Source organism: Chlorogloea sp. CCALA 695 (assembly GCF_003003885.1).
GTDB lineage: Bacteria > Cyanobacteriota > Cyanobacteriia > Cyanobacteriales > Chroococcidiopsidaceae > Aliterella.
Genome location: NZ_PVWN01000024.1, coordinates 1 through 20,341, shown reverse-complemented (window position 1 = coordinate 20,341; position 20,341 = coordinate 1). Strand labels below are relative to the sequence as shown.

16 protein-coding genes are annotated in these 20,341 nt (G+C 39.7%); 9 read left to right on the top strand and 7 right to left on the bottom strand.

The genetic code is table 11. From position 1 onward, the window contains the following. Positions 1 to 178 precede the first annotated feature (178 nt). The 7 genes from C7B70_RS13805 to C7B70_RS13775 all read left to right on the top strand — a co-directional run bounded on the left by C7B70_RS13805 (position 179) and on the right by C7B70_RS13775 (position 8,321). On the top strand, positions 179 to 1,084 hold the full coding sequence (locus C7B70_RS13805) for a glycosyltransferase family 2 protein (protein WP_106369615.1): 906 nt from the start codon (positions 179 to 181) through the stop codon (positions 1,082 to 1,084). A 72-nt stretch (positions 1,085 to 1,156) separates the two neighbouring features. Further along, on the top strand, positions 1,157 to 2,098 hold the full coding sequence (locus C7B70_RS13800) for a glycosyltransferase (protein ID WP_106369614.1): 942 nt from the start codon (positions 1,157 to 1,159) through the stop codon (positions 2,096 to 2,098). A 191-nt stretch (positions 2,099 to 2,289) separates the two neighbouring features. After that, positions 2,290 to 3,435, top strand: coding sequence for a glycosyltransferase family 4 protein (locus tag C7B70_RS13795; protein ID WP_106369613.1), 1,146 nt, complete (start codon positions 2,290 to 2,292; stop codon positions 3,433 to 3,435). Then, positions 3,422 to 4,630, top strand: a complete 1,209-nt coding sequence (locus tag C7B70_RS13790; RefSeq protein ID WP_106369612.1) for a glycosyltransferase — start codon at positions 3,422 to 3,424, stop codon at positions 4,628 to 4,630. Before C7B70_RS13795 ends, C7B70_RS13790 begins: the two co-directional genes overlap by 14 nt. 44 nt (positions 4,631 to 4,674) lie before the next feature. Continuing rightward, complete coding sequence (locus tag C7B70_RS13785; protein ID WP_199192260.1) at positions 4,675 to 5,775, top strand: glycosyltransferase family 1 protein; 1,101 nt, start codon at positions 4,675 to 4,677, stop codon at positions 5,773 to 5,775. A 42-nt stretch (positions 5,776 to 5,817) separates the two neighbouring features. Next, entirely contained in the window at positions 5,818 to 7,101 is a 1,284-nt protein-coding gene (locus C7B70_RS13780; protein WP_106369610.1) for a glycosyltransferase family 4 protein, read from the top strand. 59 nt (positions 7,102 to 7,160) lie between these two features. Further along, on the top strand, positions 7,161 to 8,321 hold the full coding sequence (locus tag C7B70_RS13775) for a glycosyltransferase family 4 protein (protein ID WP_106369609.1): 1,161 nt from the start codon (positions 7,161 to 7,163) through the stop codon (positions 8,319 to 8,321). A 51-nt stretch (positions 8,322 to 8,372) separates the two neighbouring features. Here the strand turns inward: C7B70_RS13775 and C7B70_RS13770 are convergent, their stop codons facing one another. Beyond that, complete coding sequence (locus C7B70_RS13770) at positions 8,373 to 8,693, bottom strand: hypothetical protein (RefSeq protein ID WP_146134052.1); 321 nt, start codon at positions 8,691 to 8,693, stop codon at positions 8,373 to 8,375. 49 nt (positions 8,694 to 8,742) lie between these two features. Between C7B70_RS13770 and C7B70_RS13765 the strand changes: the two genes are divergently transcribed. Further along, positions 8,743 to 9,705, top strand: a complete 963-nt coding sequence (locus tag C7B70_RS13765) for a hypothetical protein (RefSeq protein WP_146134051.1) — start codon at positions 8,743 to 8,745, stop codon at positions 9,703 to 9,705. A gap of 192 nt (positions 9,706 to 9,897) precedes the next feature. Here C7B70_RS13765 and C7B70_RS13760 read toward each other — a convergent pair whose 3' ends face one another. From C7B70_RS13760 to C7B70_RS13745, 4 genes are all read right to left on the bottom strand, one after another. Next, a complete protein-coding gene (locus C7B70_RS13760) occupies positions 9,898 to 11,235 on the bottom strand; it encodes a PD40 domain-containing protein (RefSeq protein ID WP_146134050.1) in 1,338 nt (445 codons plus the stop codon). Between the two features lie 619 nt (positions 11,236 to 11,854). Continuing rightward, complete coding sequence (locus C7B70_RS13755; RefSeq protein ID WP_106369605.1) at positions 11,855 to 13,024, bottom strand: hypothetical protein; 1,170 nt, start codon at positions 13,022 to 13,024, stop codon at positions 11,855 to 11,857. A 107-nt stretch (positions 13,025 to 13,131) separates the two neighbouring features. After that, the gene (locus tag C7B70_RS13750; protein WP_106369604.1) at positions 13,132 to 14,181 is read right to left on the bottom strand and encodes an SUMF1/EgtB/PvdO family nonheme iron enzyme; all 1,050 of its coding nucleotides are present in this window, start codon (positions 14,179 to 14,181) and stop codon (positions 13,132 to 13,134) included. Between the two features lie 50 nt (positions 14,182 to 14,231). Then, a complete protein-coding gene (locus tag C7B70_RS13745; protein ID WP_106369603.1) occupies positions 14,232 to 15,107 on the bottom strand; it encodes an SUMF1/EgtB/PvdO family nonheme iron enzyme in 876 nt (291 codons plus the stop codon). 356 nt (positions 15,108 to 15,463) lie between these two features. On the opposite strand from C7B70_RS13745, the gene C7B70_RS13740 reads away from it, so the two are divergent. Further along, positions 15,464 to 17,491, top strand: coding sequence for a glycoside hydrolase family 55 protein (locus tag C7B70_RS13740; protein ID WP_106369602.1), 2,028 nt, complete (start codon positions 15,464 to 15,466; stop codon positions 17,489 to 17,491). A gap of 208 nt (positions 17,492 to 17,699) precedes the next feature. Here C7B70_RS13740 and C7B70_RS13735 read toward each other — a convergent pair whose 3' ends face one another. Both C7B70_RS13735 and C7B70_RS13730 read right to left on the bottom strand, forming a co-directional pair. Continuing rightward, positions 17,700 to 19,490 carry a glycosyl hydrolase family 28-related protein gene (locus C7B70_RS13735; RefSeq protein WP_158260495.1) on the bottom strand — a complete coding sequence of 597 codons (1,791 nt, stop codon included), beginning with the start codon at positions 19,488 to 19,490 and terminating at the stop codon, positions 17,700 to 17,702. 537 nt (positions 19,491 to 20,027) lie between these two features. Continuing rightward, complete coding sequence (locus C7B70_RS13730; protein WP_339376721.1) at positions 20,028 to 20,204, bottom strand: hypothetical protein; 177 nt, start codon at positions 20,202 to 20,204, stop codon at positions 20,028 to 20,030. Positions 20,205 to 20,341: the final 137 nt, after the last annotated feature.

Here is a 20,341-nt window from a genome sequence, read left to right as displayed (position 1 = left end):
CATTCAGTATCTGTTCTCTTTGAAAGATGAACGTTTAACCAAATCTTATTTATAGGAGACAATATTCTTGATATTAATTACTTAAAATAAAGCCATAATATATTTAGCTTGAAACTTAAATATATTAGTGTCAAGCTTCATTAAAACTATCTGAGTCTGAAAAAAGCTGGATAAGATTATGAATCACCTATCTAGACCATTTGTCTCCGTAATAATTCCAGTTTTTAATGATGCTGTACGTCTAAAAACTTGCTTAGAGGCGCTAGAAAATCAAACCTACCCAAAAAGTTTTTATCAGGTTATTGTTGTCGATAATGACTCCGATGAAGACATAAATGGGGTAGTTAGTCAATTTAGTCAAGCATTTACTACCCGTGAAAGTCGCCCCGGATCCTATGCCGCTCGAAATAAAGGAATTTCAATTGCTAAAGGAGAGGTTATAGCTTTTACTGACGCAGATTGTATTCCAGCTTCCGATTGGATTGAGAAAGGGGTAGAAAATTTACTGCGTGTACCTAATTGTGGGTTAGTTGCTGGTAAAGTAGAACTTTTTTTTAAAAATCCCAGTCAGCCTTCCGCCGTGGAACTCTATGATGCTATTAGGATGGGTATTCCCCAAAAAAGATATATCGAGGAAAGTAGATACGGGGCAACAGCAAATCTTTTTACTTTTAGCAGTGTTATTAATAAAGTAGGTTATTTTGACGATACCCTCAAGTCAAGTGGTGATAGTAATTGGGGTCAGCGTGTCTTTGATGCTGGTTATAAACAGATATATGCAGAAGATACTTGCGTAGCCCATCCTGCTAGAGACTCTTTGAAACAGTTATATAAAAAGGTGATTAGAATAACTGGGGGACACCAAGACGTTCGGAGAAAAAAGGGCTACTCGCTTAAAAATTTTGCTAGAGATATAGTTAAAGATTTCGCGCCTCCAATTGAATTTACCCTATCTATTTTTGTAGATAAAAATTTAAACACCAGTAAAAAAATCAAAGTTGTTTTTGTTAGATTACTCGTGAAATATGTAAGTGGTTGGGAAAGAATAAGGTTACAAATAGGAGGTAGATCAACAAGAGGTTAGCTCTAAAACGGTACAAGTAGTTAACGTTTGCAAGCGAAGATCAAAGTTCTTTATCTATTTAGTAAGATTAGCATGACTATTAATGCAGAATCAAATACATTTAAGACTGAGCCTCTAGTTAGTATTGTGATTAATAACTACAACTATGATCGCTTTATTAGTCAAGCTATAGATAGCAGCCTAAGCCAAACTTATCCCAGAATCGAAGTTATTGTTGTAGACGATGGCTCCACTGATAAATCACAGGAAATTATTGCTAAATACGGCGATAAAATCTTACCTATATTGAAGGAAAATGGCGGTCAAGCATCGACATTTAATGCTGGATTTGCAGCTAGTCAGGGAGAAATTATTTGCTTTTTAGATTCAGATGATGTTTTTCTCCCGGAGAAAGTTGCCGAAGTGGTCAATGCATTTTTGGCTCATAAAGACATTGGTTGGTGTTTTCACAATCAAAAATGGGTAGACGAAAACATTCAGCCGCTTCCGAAAAGTAGCACTCAGCGCTCGTCGCGCGAATGTGATTTTAGAGCATTGATGAGTTCGGGGAAACTGCCTCCTCCTTTACCTGCAACGTCTGCTCTATGCTTCAAAAGATCGCTTCTCCAGCAAATTTTGCCAATGATTGAATTGGAAGGTACTTCCGATGATCGCTATCTTAAATATGTAGCTGTAGCCTTAGATAGAGGATTTTTCTTGGGGAAGGTATTGGCACTACATAGAATACATGGTAATAATGCTTACACTTTTAGAGAAGGGAACCAATGGGAAACAGCTAAGTCCTTAGTTTTTACAGGTTATTGCGTAAGAGTTAAGTTTCCAGTTTTAGTAAAGCTTGCAAACAAAATGCTTGGCATGGGAATTGGTTTATATTGGGCAAATGGAGGAGTTGATATTAAATATCAAGGCACTATTAAGGATTATTTATCTACTATCTCTCCACTAGAAAAATTAGAGATTTATGCTAGAGCCTGCTACCACTTCTTGAAGAAGATCAATCAACCTAGAACGTAAACTACGGTAATTATTTATATTAGTTACTCCTATATAAAGATATCGGTAATGTATAATTACAGACTTAATTAATCAATCAACATGGTAAATAATCAGCATAAATAATGAAATTTATATTAAGATATCCCTACAAAGTAGGACTTGATTAGCAAACTAGCTGAGGATTACATCGTTAGAGTGATTGAAAATTAATGAGCAAGTGCATTATTATTACCCATCAACATTCCCTTAGTAGTCCAGGTGGTGGAACGTTAAGTTGCCTACAAATTGCTCAAAATTTGCGAAAACTGGGGGTAGAGGTACTTCTGATACCAATATCGAACGAACCAACAGTAGAATTAAAAGCTAGCTCAGTTCAAGTTATCCCTGCCCCACCTAGCCGAATACATTATTTATTCGATGGTCTTGCAGTAGCAAAAAGAGTGCAAAAGCTAGTTGCTCAAAGAAATGTAGAGGCAGTCTTAAGTTGGGATTATGAGGCAGCCTTTCTCCCCAATACCCTCAAAGCAAAAGGAGTTGTAGTAGGCATGATCGCCTCCTCCCCATCTTATGAGATTTGGGTAAAGAGAAAGACTAGGCTGACCCTACTTAAAGCTGCAACTGATGCATGGTTTCGTTGGCGACCCTTAAAATCTGCGGACGTGGTGTTTGTGTCCTCAAATTTCACTCGCCAAGAACTAATAACTTTATTTCAAGTAGCGCCAGAGCGGATAAAAACTATTCATCGCGGGATAGATACGGTATTTGGCAAAATTCAACGAACATTTAGGGGAGAAGTATCTGGGCTAATTTTCTATGGCTCTTTAGCCCCTTTGAAAGGAGTTTTTGATGTAATTGAAGCATTGGGGTATATAGCAGCCCAAGGTCAACACAACTGGACGCTCAAAATAGCAGGTTGGGGTAATGAAGAATTAGTACAGCAAGCAGCACGCGATCGCGGGATTGATGACAAAGTTGTTTTACTAGGGCGCTTGGATAGCGAAACCCTAGCCCGCGAATTGGAACAAGCAGACCTAGCTGTCTTGCCTTCTCATGCTGAGTCTTTTGGTAGAGCGATCGCTGAGGCGCAAGTGGCTGGGCTACCAGTTGTCTCCTACGATGTTGGTTCAGTACCGGAAATAGTTGAAAAAGAAGTTACAGGGTGGCTAGTGCCGCTTGATCGTGTAGATTTACTTGCACAGGCTATTATTATGGCAATGCAAGACCCAGAAAAAACCTTCGCGATGGGTTTAGCTGGTCGAGAACGAGTAGCCCGATTGTTCTCCTGGGAGCAGACTGCAATAGCAATACTTAAAGGTATTGAAGAAGCAAAAGGAAAGCGATATGAACAGTATTGATATCAGTAAGAATGCAAGTCAAACAAGTAGCGTGACTAATTCCTGCTTGCGGGTTCTCTTTGTTAGCCATACTTATGTAGTTGGCGTAAATCAAGGCAAATTAAATGCGATCGCCGCAACGGGGCAAGCAACCGTCGGGTTGCTCGTCCCGGCAAAGTGGCAGGCTTTAGCATGGGGAAAGCGATTTGAGATTGAAAAACCCTATCCAAACATTCAGATATACCCAGCAAAAGTATGGTTTGAAGGAAAAGTTGGAGCATACATTTATCCACCTTGGGTAATTCAGCAGGCGATCGCTGATTTTTGTCCTGATATTATCCAAGTTGAGCAAGAGGTATTCTCTGTATCTGCTTTTGAACTCGCACTTTGGGCTAGGTTTACAGGTAAGCCCTTAGTGCTTTTTTGTTGGGAGAATAGAGAGCGAAAATTATCAAACTTTCGTAATAGGCTGCGTCAATTTGTCTTAAATACAGCACAACTAATCGTCGCTGGCAATCTTGAAGGTGAGGAACTATTACGCCGATGGGGTTATACCGGACTAATTGAAGTGATGCCGCAAATGGGTGTAGATACAGCCTTATTCAATCCTGGGCTGCGTCAGCCGAAAAACCATCAGCAGTTAATCATCGGATTTGTCGGCAGACTAGCACACCATAAAGGTATTGACGTATTGATTGCTGCTGTAAGTCAACTACGCGATCGCGGTCATGAGTGCCAAGTTGTGTTGTGTGGATCAGGGCCCGATGAGGAACTGCTGCGTCAAGAGGCGCAAAAGCACAACGTAGCTGACTTAATTGTTTGGAGAGGAGGAGTGCGCCATGACGAAGTGCCACAAGAAATGAGCAAGTTTGATGTCTTAGTTTTGCCTTCACGCAGTGTCCCAGACTGGAAAGAGCAATTTGGTCATGTGCTAATTGAAGCTATGGCTATGGGTATACCAGCAATAGGCTCTAATTGCGGCGAAATTCCCAACGTAATTGGACGACCTGACTTAGTGTTTTCTGAAGGAGATGCTAGGCAACTCGCAGCTATCTTAGAGCGGATGATTTGCGACTTAGCTTGGCGGCAAGAACTAGAACAAGACAGCCTCGATAGAGCTAGGCAACACTATACTCACGAGCGAATTGCCGAGCGATCGCTTGACTTATGGCGCAAAGCTATAGAGCAGAAAAAGATTTCTGGGGGGCGACAATAATGCGGGTGGTAATTTTACGTAGAAGCTTGGGAGCTTCTTTCAGCATGGATGTTTATGCGGATGGTTTAGTTGCTGGACTCAAGGTTGCAAGGCCCGAATGGGAAATTGTTGAACTAGCACCGAAGCCTTATCTGCCAGAGCAAAAGAATAGTTCTTGGTCAACGGGGTTGTGGAAATATTACGAGCGTTATTGGCGCTACCCCCTTACTGTTAAGCAAGAAAAAGCAGACTTATTTCATGTCATCGACCATAGCGACGGTCACTTAGTTTATTGGTTAAAAAAAACAAATCGACCGATAGCAGTAACTTGCCACGATTTAATTAACCTTGTTAACCCAGAAAATCTTGACAACCAAGCACGTATTCCTGCTATTAGTATGGCAGTTTGGAAATATGCAGTACGAGGTTTGAAAAAAGCAGATCGAATCGTGGCCGTCTCTGCTCACACAGCAAAAGATATAGTCCAACAATTGCATATAAAAAAAGAGCAAATAATAATTGTGCCTGATGCGGTTGAGTCTTTATTTCATCCTCTTGTACCAGATAAAGTTGCATTTTTTCGCTCTCAACACCGTATTTTGGCAGAGACAATGTGCTTGCTTCACGTGGGATCTAACCATCCACGCAAGAATGTTTCTACTGTTTTAAAAGTCCTAGATGCTTTAAAAACCCAAGGGTTATCTATTCATTTGTGGAAAGTAGGTGCAGATTTTACTAACGAACAAAAAATATTCATTCAAACTCACTCTTTGGAAACATCTGTCACTTATTTAGGTAAGCCAGATAAACAAACTTTAGTTGAGATATATAATGCTGCTGACGTGCTAATGTCGCCCTCGCATTATGAAGGCTTTGGTATGACCGTCATTGAAGCAATGGCCTGTGGTACGCCAGTCGTCGCTGCAAATGTTACATCATTACCGGAAGTGGTTGGAGACGCAGGAGTGTTGCTTAAACCAACAGATGTTCAAGCAATGGTAGAGGTAGTATGGCATCTTTATCAGGACTCTAACTACCGTCAATCATTGAGAGAAAAAGGCTTAAATAGAGCAAAACTCTTTACATGGGAAGCAACAGCAAAGTTGTTAGCTACGGAGTACGAAAAATTGATTGCCCAAAAAGCAGAGATATCTAAATTCAATTAAAGCAACAATCACATCTGGCGATCGCTAGAGGTAATCTATAAAATGCAAGTTATCCAAACCCATAATGAGCCAAAACGCTTGAGAGTGCTAATTTCTGCTTATGCTTGCCGACCAGATAAGGGTTCTGAACCAGGGGTAGGCTGGAACATGGCACGGGAGCTAGTCAAGCGCTACGAAGTGTGGGTTATTACCCGTACAGAAAATCAGGCAGCAATTGAAGCTGAATTAGCTATTAGACCCGTTCCTGGACTCAACTTTGTATTTTACGACTTGCCTTTGTGGCTGCGCTGGTGGAAGCAGGGAGAACGAGGCGTACATCTCCACTACTACCTCTGGCAAATTGGCATTTATTCTCTAGCTCAAGCTCTTTATCAAGAAAAAAATTTCGATTTAGTCCACCATGTAACTTATGGTAGATACTGCGTTCCTAGTTTCCTAGCGTTACTGCCAATACCGTTTATTTGGGGCCCGTTAGGCGGTGGAGAATCTGCCCCAAAAGCATTTTGGCAAGATTTTAGCTTACGTGGCAAGATTTATGAGTCGCTGCGTGACTTGAGTTGTTGGGTAGGAGAACGCGACCCCTTTGTGCGTCTTACTGCCAAACGCAGCGCTGTTGCCATAGTTGCCACCTCAGAAACCTCTGCTCGTCTCAGTAAATTGGGAGTAAAAAGAATTGAAACTATCTTTGGGCAAACTGGTATCAATCAACAAGAACTTAGCCAACTAAAGCAGTTTTCTCAATCACCTTTAAATACCCCCATCCGATTTGTAAGTACAGGTCGTCTACTGCATTGGAAAGGATTTCACTTAGGTTTACGTGCTTTTGCCCAAGCTAATTTGGAGCAGAGCGAATACTGGATTATTGGCAACGGGCCTGAACGCAGGCATTTAGAATCTCTAGCTAACGACCTTGGCATTGCCGAGCGAGTGCGTTTTTGGGGACAACTGCCCCGCGAGGAAGCATTATCTGCTCTAGGACAGTGTTGTGCTTTAGTTCATCCTAGTTTGCACGACTTTTCACCTACTATCTGTTTGGAAGCTATGGCCGCAGGGCGACCAGTAATTTGTCTGGATTTGGGAGGGCCGGCTACTCAGGTCAGTCAAGATGCTGGCTTGAGAATTCCTGCTTATACTCCTGACCAAGCAGTACAAGGTTTGGCAGAAGCAATGACTCATTTAGCCCAGAATGCCGATATGCGGGAACGGATGGGTAAAGCAGGACAGAAGCGAATCAGTGAAATTTATAGCTGGGAAGTCAAGGGACAGTTTTTAGTCAACCTCTACGAAGATATCCTCAATTTGGACAAAGTTAAAGTGTCTACTTGACTTTTATTTAGTTCGGTGTCGGTAAAAGTAATATCAGTCCTAAAAGGGGATAAAAGAAAATGCGTATCCTAAGCGTACATAATCGCTATCAGATTCGTGGAGGAGAAGATGAATCCCGTGAGGCTGAAGAGCGGCTTTTACAACAAATGGGTCATGAGGTTGAAACCTATGAGGAAAACAACGATCGCATAGCCGATTTAGGTGCAGTTCGCACGGCAATAAAAACAGTCTGGTCTATGGAAGCTTACAAAACACTTAGACATCAGCTTAAAGCGCAGGTTTACGATCTAGTCCACGTCCAGAATTTTTTTCCGTTAATTTCCCCATCCGTTCACTACGCCGCTCATGCTGAAGGAGTCCCAGTAATTCAAACTCTACGGAACTACCGCCTTCTGTGTGCCAATGGCTTCTTTTTTCGCGACGATCGCGTTTGTGAAGACTGTTTGGGCAAGTTTGTTCCTTGGCCTGCACTATTGCATTCCTGTTACCGAGGTAGCCGCGCCGCTACTGGGGTACTAACAACAATGCTAACAACTCACAGAATTCTGCCTACTTGGAATGAAATGGTAGATAAGTACATTACCCTCAGCGAGTTTGCCCGCGATAAGTTTATTCAAGCTGGTTTTCCGGCGCAAAAGATTGTTGTTAAGCCTAATTTTGTCTACCCCGATCCTAACCCTGGTGAAGGACTAGGGGGGTATGCTCTTTTTGTCGGGCGCTTATCGCCGGAAAAGGGGATAAGTACATTATTGACAGCTTGGCAACAGTTGGGTAAAAAAGTGCCGCTCAAAATTGTCGGCGAGGGGCCACTAGCTCCGCAGGTAGCTGAAGCGGTAAGTTTAGATCGAGGCATAGAGTGGCTGGGACGAAGGTCTTTGCCCGAAGTCTACGAACTAATCGGCAATGCAGCGTTTTTAGTGTTTCCGACTATAGGCTATGAAACCTTTGGACGTGTAGCGATTGAGGCTTTTGCTAAGGGAACTCCAGTCATTGCATCTCAAGTAGGTGCGATCGCTGAATTGGTAGAATCTAACCGCAATGGATTACATTTTCGTCCAGGCAATCCAGAGGATCTAGCAATTAAAGTAGAGTGGGCTTTAACGCATCCGCAGGAGATGGCGCAGATGCGACTAGAGGCTCGAAGTGAATTTGAAACCAAGTATACTGCTAAGGAAAACTATAAGAGAATAATGGAGATATATGCCACAGTTCGCACGTAAATAACTATAACAATTTCTATTAAAATGTATCTTTGCTAACACCTTAGCAAGCTATTGATAGTTGTAAATTGTTGAATTATTTAGCTCTAAAACGACAGATAAATGATGTAAGAGTATCTGCCAAAAAATGATTAAGATTTCTAATCTAACAATAATATTTATAGCTGTTGTCTTCTTTCCACGAATTTTGACGGCGATGGGAGCGCCGCCACTCATTAACTTTTTGCACTTTCCTTTCGCATTATTTCTTGCTGGCTCGATCATTCCTAAAATTAGAACTTCGACCTCGAAACAATTTTTTGTGGGATTATTTATTTTATTTACTACTATTACTGCTAGTGCTGCTGTAAATAATGCTGGTTTTCTCAACATAATTTTAAGTTTTTTGCTTCTTGCCGAACCCTTCTTGCTCATAATGTTAATGACAAGTAACCCTATCCTTGACGCAAGTATTGAGCAAGTTAAATCATGGTTAATGATTTTTAGTTTTGTTCACATTGCTATTATTTATTACCAATTTTTTATTGTTCGTTCTCCAGATCCCGATGATGTGCAAGGTGTTTTCATTGGACAAGGAGCAGGTCATCATGTCGGTGGTGCGATCGCCTTAGCTATAGCTATATATTTTTTTATGACTTATCCAAAGTTGTCATTATGGCTGCGTACGTTAGTAGCCATCATTTTTGCTGCCGACATTAGCTTCTCTGACTCCAAACAAGTTTTAGTTGTATTTGTACTTTCTTTTGTAATTATAGTAATTACAAAACTCAAAAATTTAGGAGAAATACTGAAATACCTAGCAATTACTATAGTTATCATTTGCTTAACGTATTGGTTTGCCCAAATTGCGTTTTCTTCATCTTTGTCTTTCTGGGGTAAAGACGATAGAATTATTCGGGGGCTAGGAGTAAAATTCTCAGTATTTTCTATTATTAATTCTTATTACAGTTCGCCTCTAAATTGGTTATTTGGTGTTGGCCCTGGACATTCTATTGGACGTTTAGCTTGGTTAATTCCAGATTATCAGCAATATTTGCAACCATTAGGCATCACTTCATATTCTGCTGTTACAGAAACCATCTTTTCTGTAAACAATACAAATCCTTTAAGTAACAAATTTACAGGTAGTAGTATGTTCTCCTTAACCTTTTCCTGGGCTGGTGTATGGGGGGATTTAGGGATTGTCGGACTTGGAGTTTATCTTTACCTCTGGCTTTTAGTGTGGAAAACTTGTCCAGATACTCTCTCTCAACTGTTTCTGATTACAATACTTGTTCATGGGGCAATTTTTTCCTGGATGGAGGAACCAGGTTATATGCTATTTATGATTAGTCTAATTGGCATTCAATGGCAAAAAGCTCAAATCGGCACTTTCAAGACGTGAATATTGATAATTAGTAACATTTTTAAGTACGCTCCAGTCTTAACTAATAGTGTTAATTTAAGCATGAGAAATAAAGGCTATGCTTAAATTAACAACTAAGGATAGTTATTGACGTGGTTCACATGATTATCAGGTGCTTGATACGTTAAAGACTTGACGGTTAAAATTTATTATTCGGTTTTAAGGCTGCGATTACCCCGCGTTTTGTTCACGCTTATTACTGCACCTGCGGACGAACACATCAGACACACCATTCGTATCTGCCTCAACCAAATTAGTAGCATTTGAAGTGAAGGCAACGGCACGATCAGTAATTGCCAGAGTTGGTTGAGAACTTACATCGTTCACCTGCCGATCTGTAGAACTAATGCTGACTCGTTCTGTACTTTTCTGATTTAGATCACGCGCAAATATATCTTCAACATTGTTCGTATCATTTTTTACAAGGTTACTAGCTTCAGATTTGAAGACAACATGATCACTACCAAGAATAATAGCAGGTTCGGAACTAAAGCCATTTGCTTGCTTACCTGTAGAACTAACGCTGACTCGTTCTGTAGACTTCTTAACTAGGTCGCGGACAAATATATCATCCACTTCATTTGTATCTGCTTTGACAAGATTGCTAGCACTAGAAGCAAAAGTAACATAGCGTCCATCAGCAGAAATAGCAGGTGTAGAGCCTTCTGCTGGCTCCCCATCTAACCCAATACTGACAAGTTCGGTACTACCAGTCTGGAGATCGCGAACGTAGACATTATTAGATGCTTGTCCGTACAAACCAGAGGTGAAAGCGACGTACTGCCCATCGGCAGAAATAGCAGGATCGAAACTGTATCGGCTAATATTCTCTGGCTCTTTACTAATCAGTTCTGTCGTATTGAGTTTTCGATCATGAACATATACGTTCGCCAAGTCAAGGTTGCCGAACGCAACGTATCGACCATTCATTGAGAGCGATACACTGGGGTTGGCTAACAATCCTAAACGCAAATTCTCTGCAAGCGGGACTAATTCGGTGCTGCGATTGAGGCGATCGCGAATAAATAGATTTCCTTGAGGTATCCCATCAACCAAGTTAGTAGCATAAGATACAAATGCAACGTAGCGCCCGTTCAGCGACATATCCGCAAGATTGCTAATGTTGTTTGCTGGCTGTTCCTGGTTATTCACATCTACCTGTTCCACTATCCCAGTTAATGGCTCTGTGACAAATACCATAGAACTGTACCAAGGATTGTCGTCGGAGCTTATTAGCGCCGACGACTCATAGGCAATCGACTGACCCTCAGCCGAGATTATAGGCTGGCTACTAGCACGAAATACATTTTCGCCAGATGGAGCAACAGCAACAGTTTGTAGGTTAACCCGCTTCGTCGTGCATACTTTCTCTGACGATACCAACTTAACTGGAAGTTTGGCTACAGTACCTGGTTCAGCTTTTGCCTCTACTGGCTGCGTTCTTTGTGCGCATAATGAGAAACTCATTACACCTAGTATTAACAGTATTCTTAGTGTGTGCTTGTTCATTACGTGATAGTCCTAAAAATAAACGCTTTTTGTAACAAATAATTGTGTAATTAAGTATGGACAAGTTGTAAAATCACAAATACAAATTCTTGATTTCTAAAAATCAACTACTCATATATGTTGTATGGCGTATTACACAACTAAACGACATATAAAAAAAATATCCTACTTCGGCTATACATCCAAGCGTAATTTTACTAATAAATTAGTATAGCCTTTATACTTCAACGTTTTATAACTAAGTAAATATATTTACGTAAATATACGTAAAAAAAGGATAATTTTAGCTTTCCGTATCAAAACGAAAAGAGCAAAATCACTACAGTGCTTATGAAAGCGTAATTTACGTGCTATTTGCAATTCTCTAGCTTATGGAGAATCTGATAGCCTCTATCTTGACCATACTAAGCCAGCTAGATTGAAACCTTCTTTTTACTTTTCTTAAAGCAAATATTATCTTAAATTTTCTTCAAGTTTCTCTATTAAGGCTTTGATTCAGTAACAATATATATTGCTTGAATATTGCATTAAATACTTATTGCTGCAAGTATTTAATTGTTTGATATGCTTTCTAAAATATGTTTACTAATAAATAATTATTTACAGCAAGACTTTTGATTTAATTTTTATTAATTAGTTGCCCAATGTCATTTAAAACCTGTTGAAAACTTTGCGGATCATACTGCTCAGTATCAATTACAATTGGAGGTAAATCGGACTTTTTGAAAAACTTATGTAGCACTGATGCAAACCCTCCTGATGTCTTAATTACAACATCAGCCGAAGCGATCACATGGACGCTCTTAAAAAAATTGATTTTTGATTCACCTATAATAGTAGACACATTCCGCTCCGCAGATAGACCTAAAAATTCTTTACGGCACACTTTCTTAGCAATAGCTAACTGATTTAGCTCAGATTTACTCAGATTCAAATAACCTTTATTTATATTAGACTTTATTACCTTAAATGTTCTGTCATATCCATCAGAAACAATAATAATAGAAAAGTTACTTTCCCCATGAGTATCAAAAATTTTTTGGAGGATAAGAGCGATTTTTGATGCTGCACTTGGTCTTTTAAAATTTTCTGTTCCTAGTAATTCTTTTGCTTGTTCAACAATATCATCAACGTCATTCGCAATAGCAACTTTATTTCCATGCAAGCATATTACTCTCTCACCTAAATTAATACAGGCACGGTCTCCCCGTCGGACATGTATTAAAATTTTAGTCTTTGTTTCGTCGAAAGGAATAGATATTGGCCATCTCTCTCTAGCTTGCCAGTATCTTTTAGTTACTAAATTTCTAATATCTTCTATACTAACTGTATCTTGCAATAAATTATTAATTTTTGATTGTGTATCAAACTTGTAAAAATTTCCAGTTGTTAAAAATGAATAAATAGTAGGTTCTGTTTTATGCTTATTGCTTTCAATTATGTTCTTCAAATCAGATATGCTAGAAATATGCTCGTTCTCTAAAATATCTTCTATATTTAGCTCAACTATATTATGGTGTAAGAAATCCTTGTCAAATATGTTAAGGTCAGATTTTTCAAGCCCAATAAATTTGCTAAGAGGCTGATAAATTTTATCTCCAATTATTTTTTTTACTATCCGGTCTATATAATTTAAGGGATAACTTCTTTTGCAAATGAAGGGTGTATGAATATATGTATATGATAAAACTTTACCAACTCTGTACATGGAATATAAACGAACTAGCATATCAGACAGACCAGCGTTAACCCCAACAAACTTAATAGTAAAAAACAATTGATCTACCATATTTTTCTTTTAAAAGTAAAGATTTTTTTTCTACAGTCATCTTTATCTACTTTCTGGTCATATCATTGATATTAAAGTTTTAACGTTAGCTCCATTAATTCATAAATTCATTTACTTTTAATTAAAGATACTGCTTTAAATGGGAAGTAAAGCTTTTTCTTACTTTTTTTTAAGATTAGTTTAATTGCCAGCTTTAGCTCTTGCCAAAATTTAGCAAAAAGTGTATACGAAATGTTGGAATACACAATCTGACCAGTTGTATTTATATGCGCTTTAGCAAGCCTTCCACCCCATATAAATTTTTCATGAGCAGGGTTGCCTGGATCTGTATTGTATGCATGCAATCCTATCTCAGTATATGTAGCAGACCCACCGCGCACTCCGCGTACTTTTTCAGAACCTCGATCTTTGAACCGCCAGTTTTCTAACCATTCCCATACGTTACCACCTTGATCGTAGGTTCCGTAATAGCTAGACGCATATATATAATCTCCTACATTAGTAAGAAAGTCTGGTTTGCCTATAGAAAATGTATTATTGAAATAATTTACAGAATACTGGTTTCCTGGTGGGGCTATATTATTTGGTAAATCGTCAGTTCTTACAGGATAATTCCAATATTTCCGTTGCCCTTGTCGAGTTGGATCGTAATGTGCAGCCTTATACCATTCATACTCGTTAGGAATCCAGTAGAGGGCTTTTTTGTTTCTGCCAAATGGCAGTTTCTTGTAATCAACTAGATCTTGATGATTTTTGGGGAAATAGCGAGTATCATAAGCGCCTTGTTTATTCGTACCTTCAGTTGTACCTAGCTCCGAGCGCCCACTACAAGGTTTACCGTAATGATACCAATTAGCCATACGAGCTAAGTCATACCAAGAGATATATACAACTGGCTTTTTGCCATAGTTTGATTTCGAGCAGTATGCGAAAGAACCTTGTTGACCAGTTCTGTCAATCCCACCAAACAACCCTTGGGACAGACTAAGACTATACAGTGAATATAAATCGTTGAATTTGGCAACAGCATTCAAAAACTCTGCATATTCATCGTTGGTTATTTCATATTTACCAATCTCGTAAATATAAGGAACATAACCAAAACCGTAGACAGGATCGTTGTGATTTCCCTGATCGCCTATAACTACAAATTCCATTATTACTTTAAATTAGTTTTTGCAAATATATAAATTTATGTTGAACAAATTTATGAATTAGAGGGACAGCATCTAGCCACCCTAAACCCGAAAATGTACAACTCATGATCGCTATATTCAGAATCAACATTGATGCGAGAGAGTGCGTGATCAAAGTTTGTTGCACCTCCACCTCTAACCCATCGGTGCTTTCCTTTATTACGTAAAGTTTCTACCCATTCCCATACATTACCGCCTTGATCTAATGTCCCATAATAACTTTTAGCATACTTATAACTACCAACTGGTGTTAAGTATGGTGCTGGAGCAGCCCATTGGAAATCGTAATAATTAGCTGAAAAGCGATCGCCTGGTGGTGGTACAGCGTGAGGTTTAGTATCGCTTTGCGTTGGGTACAACCAGTATCCTCCTATCCCATCTTTCAAAGGATCAAAATATGCCGCTTTATTCCATTCATCTAATGTGGGAATCCAGTATTTTGCTCCAGAATTATGTGCTTCAACTTTTTGAACGTCACGCCCCGCAGAAAATGTCGATGTATTGTAGGCTCCTACTTGAAAATTTCCTTCAGTCGTGCCTAACACAGCTTCTCCAGTCTCTGGTTCTCCAAAGTGCAACCAATTACAGAAACGTGCAGCATCAAACCAAGAAACATAAACTACTGGTAGATCGAGATATTCTTCTAATGGCTCATAAAAATAATGTCCATTTTTTTTGACCCGCTCAATCCCACCAAACAAACCATTTCCCATATTTATGCTATATAAACCATAGGGATCAAAGTGGGTAGCAGTGGCATTCAAAAATCTAGCGTATTGATTATTAGTAATTTGATATTTGCCTATTTCAAAAACGTAATCTACTTTACCTGACTTTGTAAGCGGATCTGGAATATTCCCAGGATTTTCAATAAGTGCGAATTCCATATGAATGATTAGATACTCAATTAAATTTATGACTTGAAGCGGTTGTTACAACTACTAACCATTTAACATAATAAACTATAACTAATTGGTACTATCATCTAAAAAATACAATAAAACTTTTGAGTATTATCTGTAATTAACTGCTCAACTGTATGGTTAATACTATAAAAGTAGTTGTATTGTATGTCAACTTGTACACATTTTATGAAAAATTTATAAGTGGTTTTGGTAATAGATAAAGTACATCTATGGAAAGCGATCGCTTTGATGAGATTAATAAATTGATAAAATAGAAACCATTGTGCCGAGCAAAATTCTGTTGTAGCTTTCAGGCAATAGAAAATTAGAGTTTAAATATGTTCAAGTCCCGTTTGCTAATCTTTATCCTATTGCTAGTAAGTGTTTTTTTGTTAACGCAGTATGGAGTTGAGCAAGAGGGCAACAAGACCAAGCCCGTCCACTACGCTAATGCACCTGGACAAATAATAAAAGCCGATAGCAAGATTGCCAACCCGCTAAAGGCAGACCTCCGTTTTCCTGCTGATGCTGGTATCTTCAACGTTACTGACTATGGAGCTAATCCTGACGATGGTATCGATGACACGGCAAAGCTCCAATTAGCAATCAGTTCAGCGCTTAAGTCCAAATCGCGCTACTCGGCTATGCCGTTTATCTATTTTCCCAAAGGCACCTACAATGTTAGCGAACAACTAGAAAGCCGTACTGGTCGTGGTGGTTGGAGCGATGGTTGGCGAGCGGGAATGATTTTAGTGGGGGAAAGCCAGCACAAAACAGTGTTAAAGCTATCAGATAACCTTGCTCCTTTTTCCGATCCAAACAATCCTAGAGCAGTAATAAAAACGGGTTCTGAGCAAGATACAAAATCAAACCCTAGTGGCTCAGGCAACCGAGCTTTCCGCCATTCAATCTATAACATGACTATTGACGTAGGTCGTGGTAACTCCGGCGCAGTAGGTATTGATTATTTAGCTAATAACCGTGGCGCTATTGAAGACATTACCATCCGCTCTAGTAACGGTGAAGGATTTGCCGGGTTTTTGATGAAACGTTATGGTACTGGTCCCGCACTAATTAAAAATGCGATCGTTGAAGGTTTTGATTACGGCGTGTGGATTAGCAACTATGAGTACAGCATGACGTTTGAACATTTAATGCTAAACAATCAGAAAGTTGCTGGTATTTATAATAAAGACAACGTTTTGTTCATCCGAGACTTAGTTAGCATCAACTCTGTACCAGCAATCGAAATGGTCAGTAGCAACGGTCAGATTACGCTCATAGATGGTAACTTGTCTAATGGCTCCCTTGATAATGCAGCGATCGTCAACAAGGGCAAAATGTTTATCCGCAATGTTACTAGCGTAGGATATGGAAAGATTGTTGACGAGCGCACAAAAGCTGATCGCGATATTAAGGGTGGAGCTTCAGCAATCAAGGTAAAGGAATATGTCTCACACAATATCCAAAGCTTGTTTGACAGCCCGCAACATTCTCTAAACTTACCAATCGAAGAGACACCTGAATTTCATACTAACGACTTCAACCAATGGGAGAACGTTGTTTCTCACGGTGCTACACCCGACAAGCGCTCTGATGATGACACAGATGCTATCCAAGCTGCTATCGACGCTGGTAAGCCTATTATTTATCTGCCTAGAGGCGTGTACCACGTCAGTCAAACTATTGTTGTCCGAAGTAATGTCCGTAAGATAATTGGTATGCAATCAGCAATCCAGAAGCAGAAAGGCTTTAAAGGCAATGAATTAATCCGCTTTGAGGGCGGCAGCCCTGAAGGGACTATTCTAGAACATCTGCGACTTGGTGGCATCATCGAACACGCCTCTTCCAAAAGTCTAGCTATCCGGCACGCTGATATCGGTGGCTACCGCAACACCACTAGCGGTAAAGGTAAGTTGTTCATAGAAGACGTAATTGGGGCTTCTTATCAAATTAAAGGACCTCAAAAAGTCTGGGCTCGCCAGCTTAATGCTGAGTTCGGCAAGGTTTCGCTGATTAAAAACAAGGGTGGAACTGTCTGGATTCTTGGGATGAAGACCGAGGGCAGAGTTACGGCGATCGAAACTGTACGTGGCACGACGGAGTTGATTGGAGCATTACTGTACCCTCTGCATAATGTACCTATGAGTATACCTGCATTTATCAATGACGAGGGGCGTGTAACCTTAAGTTATGCTGTCAGTGGGCAACAATACTTATCACAAATCAAGGAGCGTCGAGGCGGTCAGTGGCGCGCACTTTCTAATAAGAACGTTCCTAGCCGAGGTCACGGCTCCAACGTACCATTATATGTGGGCTTAGAGCAATCATCACATAATGGAGATGAATGCTGTAAAAAATCGTGAATTCAAATAAGTTGATTTATGAGATCGAAAAAATTCCAGGAAAAACTACAGGTTCGTAAATTCGAGTCTATAACCTTAGCTAGAAGCTAAGAGTGTTTGATAGGCTGCTAATTACTGAGCCATGTAGCTCCTGGAAATCAAACCACCTATAGTTCACGTGATTCACCGACAACTGAGGAACTCAAATAATCGGCTTCTTCACATAATTTCAGTCACGATACAACACAATAGAGCCATTGCCACGCCCAGGAACAGCACTTTTTGTCAACGTCTTAGTCGTACCATTTCGTGTCGCTCGGACATGGATTGTGTAATCTTGACCTGCACCATCAGCTGCGGTTACATAAACAAGCGAAGTTTGAGATTCATTGTTAATGATCGCTACATCAGTAGTAGGAACTTGATTGCCATGACCAGGATATAGCAGACCGCCTAATACTTCGGTTTGACCGCCTCCTGTAGTTTCGATAACAGTATATGGATCTTCTGTTTTGATACCTAGTATCCACAACTTGGCTCCGTTATTGACTAACCGAGTAGCATTTGTAAATTCTGTATTCAATTGTCGCAGCCAAACTTTTTGACCTGGCGAGAACTGCCACTTCCCAATCATGACATTTTCACCAAAAAGAGAACCAGCACCTTTAATGCCTTGATAGTTACCGTAAGCGCAGTCTCGAAGAACTAATGTTTGAGGGGAATTATGCTCCCATAACCCTTTAACATTAAGTCTCTCAACAATTACACTGTCATAGTTACCTGGCTCAAATCGGATAGCAGGGCTGGGCATTGTATACCCTGCTCTCGGCTTGATAAAAGATTCCATACCAATAATCTTTCTGACGTTACCGCGCATGAGAATAGTACTGTTGATGTTATAGACCCCTGTAGGGAAGTAGATAGTTGATTTACCTGAATCTATTGCTTTTTGAATTGCCGCAGTATCATCACTATTGTCATCTGGTTTTGCTCCAAATGCTGTTACGCTTACCCACTGACTGACATCCTCATGAAATTCTGGTGGATCTGCGATCGGGAGATTTAAGGATGTTTGCGGTGATGAAAACAAGCTTTTGAAAGAAGTAGAAGCAAATTCAGAAACAGTTGTCCCAGCAATGGCAACGCCTTTATTCTTGATGGCTGATTGATAACCAGCAGTTATAATGTTCCGTGCATAGAGCCTCCCAGTGTTTTCTACTGCACTAACCGCCGACGAACCACCACTAAAGTTACCATCGAGTAGCGTTACAAAACCAGATGTAGCTGTATTTTGAATTACTGGCACAGAGTTGATGCTTGTTAAGCCCCGGATGGACAGTACGTTATTTTTATTAGTAATTCCAGCCAGTTTTTGATTTGTCAAGCTAATGTGTTCAAAGGTAATTCCATACTGGTAATGATTTAGGGAGGCAATACCATAGTCAAAGCCATCGATACTGACATTTTTAATTAAGTTCGGTCCCGGCCAAGCTCTAGAAAAATTTAGACCGTATTTACCCTGACCTCGAATCATTACATTACGAATCGCGCCCTTATTGTTAGCAATATAATCAATCCCAACTGAGCCTGAATTGCCAACACCAGTGTCTACAGTGAGGTCGTAGATTGAATTACGAAATGCCTCATTACCACTACCATCGGATTTAGGGTTTTGCGAACCAGTCACGATTACAGCTTTAGGATTATTCGAATCATTGTACCCAGAGGTGTAATCCTTTAATTTGATGATTGTCTGCGTTCGACTCTCCCCTTCAAAACTAAGATAGGGAAACCAATTTCCTTGACCGTCTAACCATTTTATTGAATTGCTAACGGAATAAGTGCCCTTGGGAAAATAGATTGTAACGTGTTTGGAATTACTACGAGGCACTAATTGAATTGCTTTTTGAATTGCTTGCGTATCATCAGTGATACCGTCACCTTTTGCACCATAATCTTTGACATTAATAGCTCCTGAATTAGTAGGTAGTGGCTGTGCAACAGCATTCGAACCAGCCATTCCCCCATAAATAAGTATCGTTGCTGCTACACATTGCAACATTATTTGTGGCAATTTTATTCTGCTCTTTATCATTGTTTGTAGTGCGGTAATAAAAGTAAGCTGGAAGTAATTTAAGCAATAAGAATTTGTGCATTTTCACTTATGTCACAAAAACTTTGAACCTTCTTGTCATCCAGTAAAGAAGGTTTAAAAAGAAATATAATATTGTCAAAATTCTTAAAAAACAACCAACTAAACAGGTTTAGCGGCGCGCTTAAAAAGCAAAAAAACAAACTTAATAACTATTTAGCTGCGTTGATTATAACTGTCAAACTCTAGTGCCATCGTCAGTAAAATTACGACTTTTAATGTCTTAGGATACTGAAATTTTCACCGTAATTTATTGATCATTTGGAGTTTATACTGATAGTAGATAAAAAAGACACCAGTAATAAAATTGCTTACTGAAAGATTAAAGCTATAGAACTCATTTGATATCTTGTTAGGCTGCGGTTAAGCGCTTGAGCATCAGTCTGATAAAGCAGAGGTTTTGCTCTAGCATTGTCCAAAGTACGCTTCTTCGTTTTTTACCAAACTTTTGCAACGTTCTACCCAGGCATTTGAGCGTTCAACGACCCATCGGGTGGCGACAGGAACAAATCCAGATTTGCCCTGAGCAGCCTTTTCAGCCTTTGAAGGTTTTGGGGAGCGTTCAAACCGAATTTTGGTCATGATTTGGGGATAAAGTTTTTCCAGTGTTCGGCAGATGCTCTGGGGATGATAACCATGGTCTAAGCTAATAGACCTTTAGAAAGTATAAAATGAAAACTTGAATTACAAGAGTCTGGAGGGAGGGATGCCTGCAAAAG

Bases quoted from the DNA above. Each gene is read 5' to 3' on its own strand.
- C7B70_RS13805 (WP_106369615.1), top strand. From the start codon at position 179: ATGAATCACCTATCTAGACCATTTGTCTCCGTAATAATTCCAGTTTTT.
- C7B70_RS13800 (WP_106369614.1), top strand. From the start codon at position 1,157: ATGACTATTAATGCAGAATCAAATACATTTAAGACTGAGCCTCTAGTT.
- C7B70_RS13795 (WP_106369613.1), top strand. From the start codon at position 2,290: ATGAGCAAGTGCATTATTATTACCCATCAACATTCCCTTAGTAGTCCA.
- C7B70_RS13790 (WP_106369612.1), top strand. From the start codon at position 3,422: ATGAACAGTATTGATATCAGTAAGAATGCAAGTCAAACAAGTAGCGTG.
- C7B70_RS13785 (WP_199192260.1), top strand. From the start codon at position 4,675: ATGGATGTTTATGCGGATGGTTTAGTTGCTGGACTCAAGGTTGCAAGG.
- C7B70_RS13780 (WP_106369610.1), top strand. From the start codon at position 5,818: ATGCAAGTTATCCAAACCCATAATGAGCCAAAACGCTTGAGAGTGCTA.
- C7B70_RS13775 (WP_106369609.1), top strand. From the start codon at position 7,161: ATGCGTATCCTAAGCGTACATAATCGCTATCAGATTCGTGGAGGAGAA.
- C7B70_RS13770 (WP_146134052.1), bottom strand. From the start codon at position 8,693: ATGTTGAGAAAACCAGCATTATTTACAGCAGCACTAGCAGTAATAGTA.
- C7B70_RS13765 (WP_146134051.1), top strand. From the start codon at position 8,743: ATGACAAGTAACCCTATCCTTGACGCAAGTATTGAGCAAGTTAAATCA.
- C7B70_RS13760 (WP_146134050.1), bottom strand. From the start codon at position 11,235: ATGAACAAGCACACACTAAGAATACTGTTAATACTAGGTGTAATGAGT.
- C7B70_RS13755 (WP_106369605.1), bottom strand. From the start codon at position 13,024: ATGGTAGATCAATTGTTTTTTACTATTAAGTTTGTTGGGGTTAACGCT.
- C7B70_RS13750 (WP_106369604.1), bottom strand. From the start codon at position 14,181: ATGGAATTTGTAGTTATAGGCGATCAGGGAAATCACAACGATCCTGTC.
- C7B70_RS13745 (WP_106369603.1), bottom strand. From the start codon at position 15,107: ATGGAATTCGCACTTATTGAAAATCCTGGGAATATTCCAGATCCGCTT.
- C7B70_RS13740 (WP_106369602.1), top strand. From the start codon at position 15,464: ATGTTCAAGTCCCGTTTGCTAATCTTTATCCTATTGCTAGTAAGTGTT.
- C7B70_RS13735 (WP_158260495.1), bottom strand. From the start codon at position 19,490: ATGGCTGGTTCGAATGCTGTTGCACAGCCACTACCTACTAATTCAGGA.
- C7B70_RS13730 (WP_339376721.1), bottom strand. From the start codon at position 20,204: ATGACCAAAATTCGGTTTGAACGCTCCCCAAAACCTTCAAAGGCTGAA.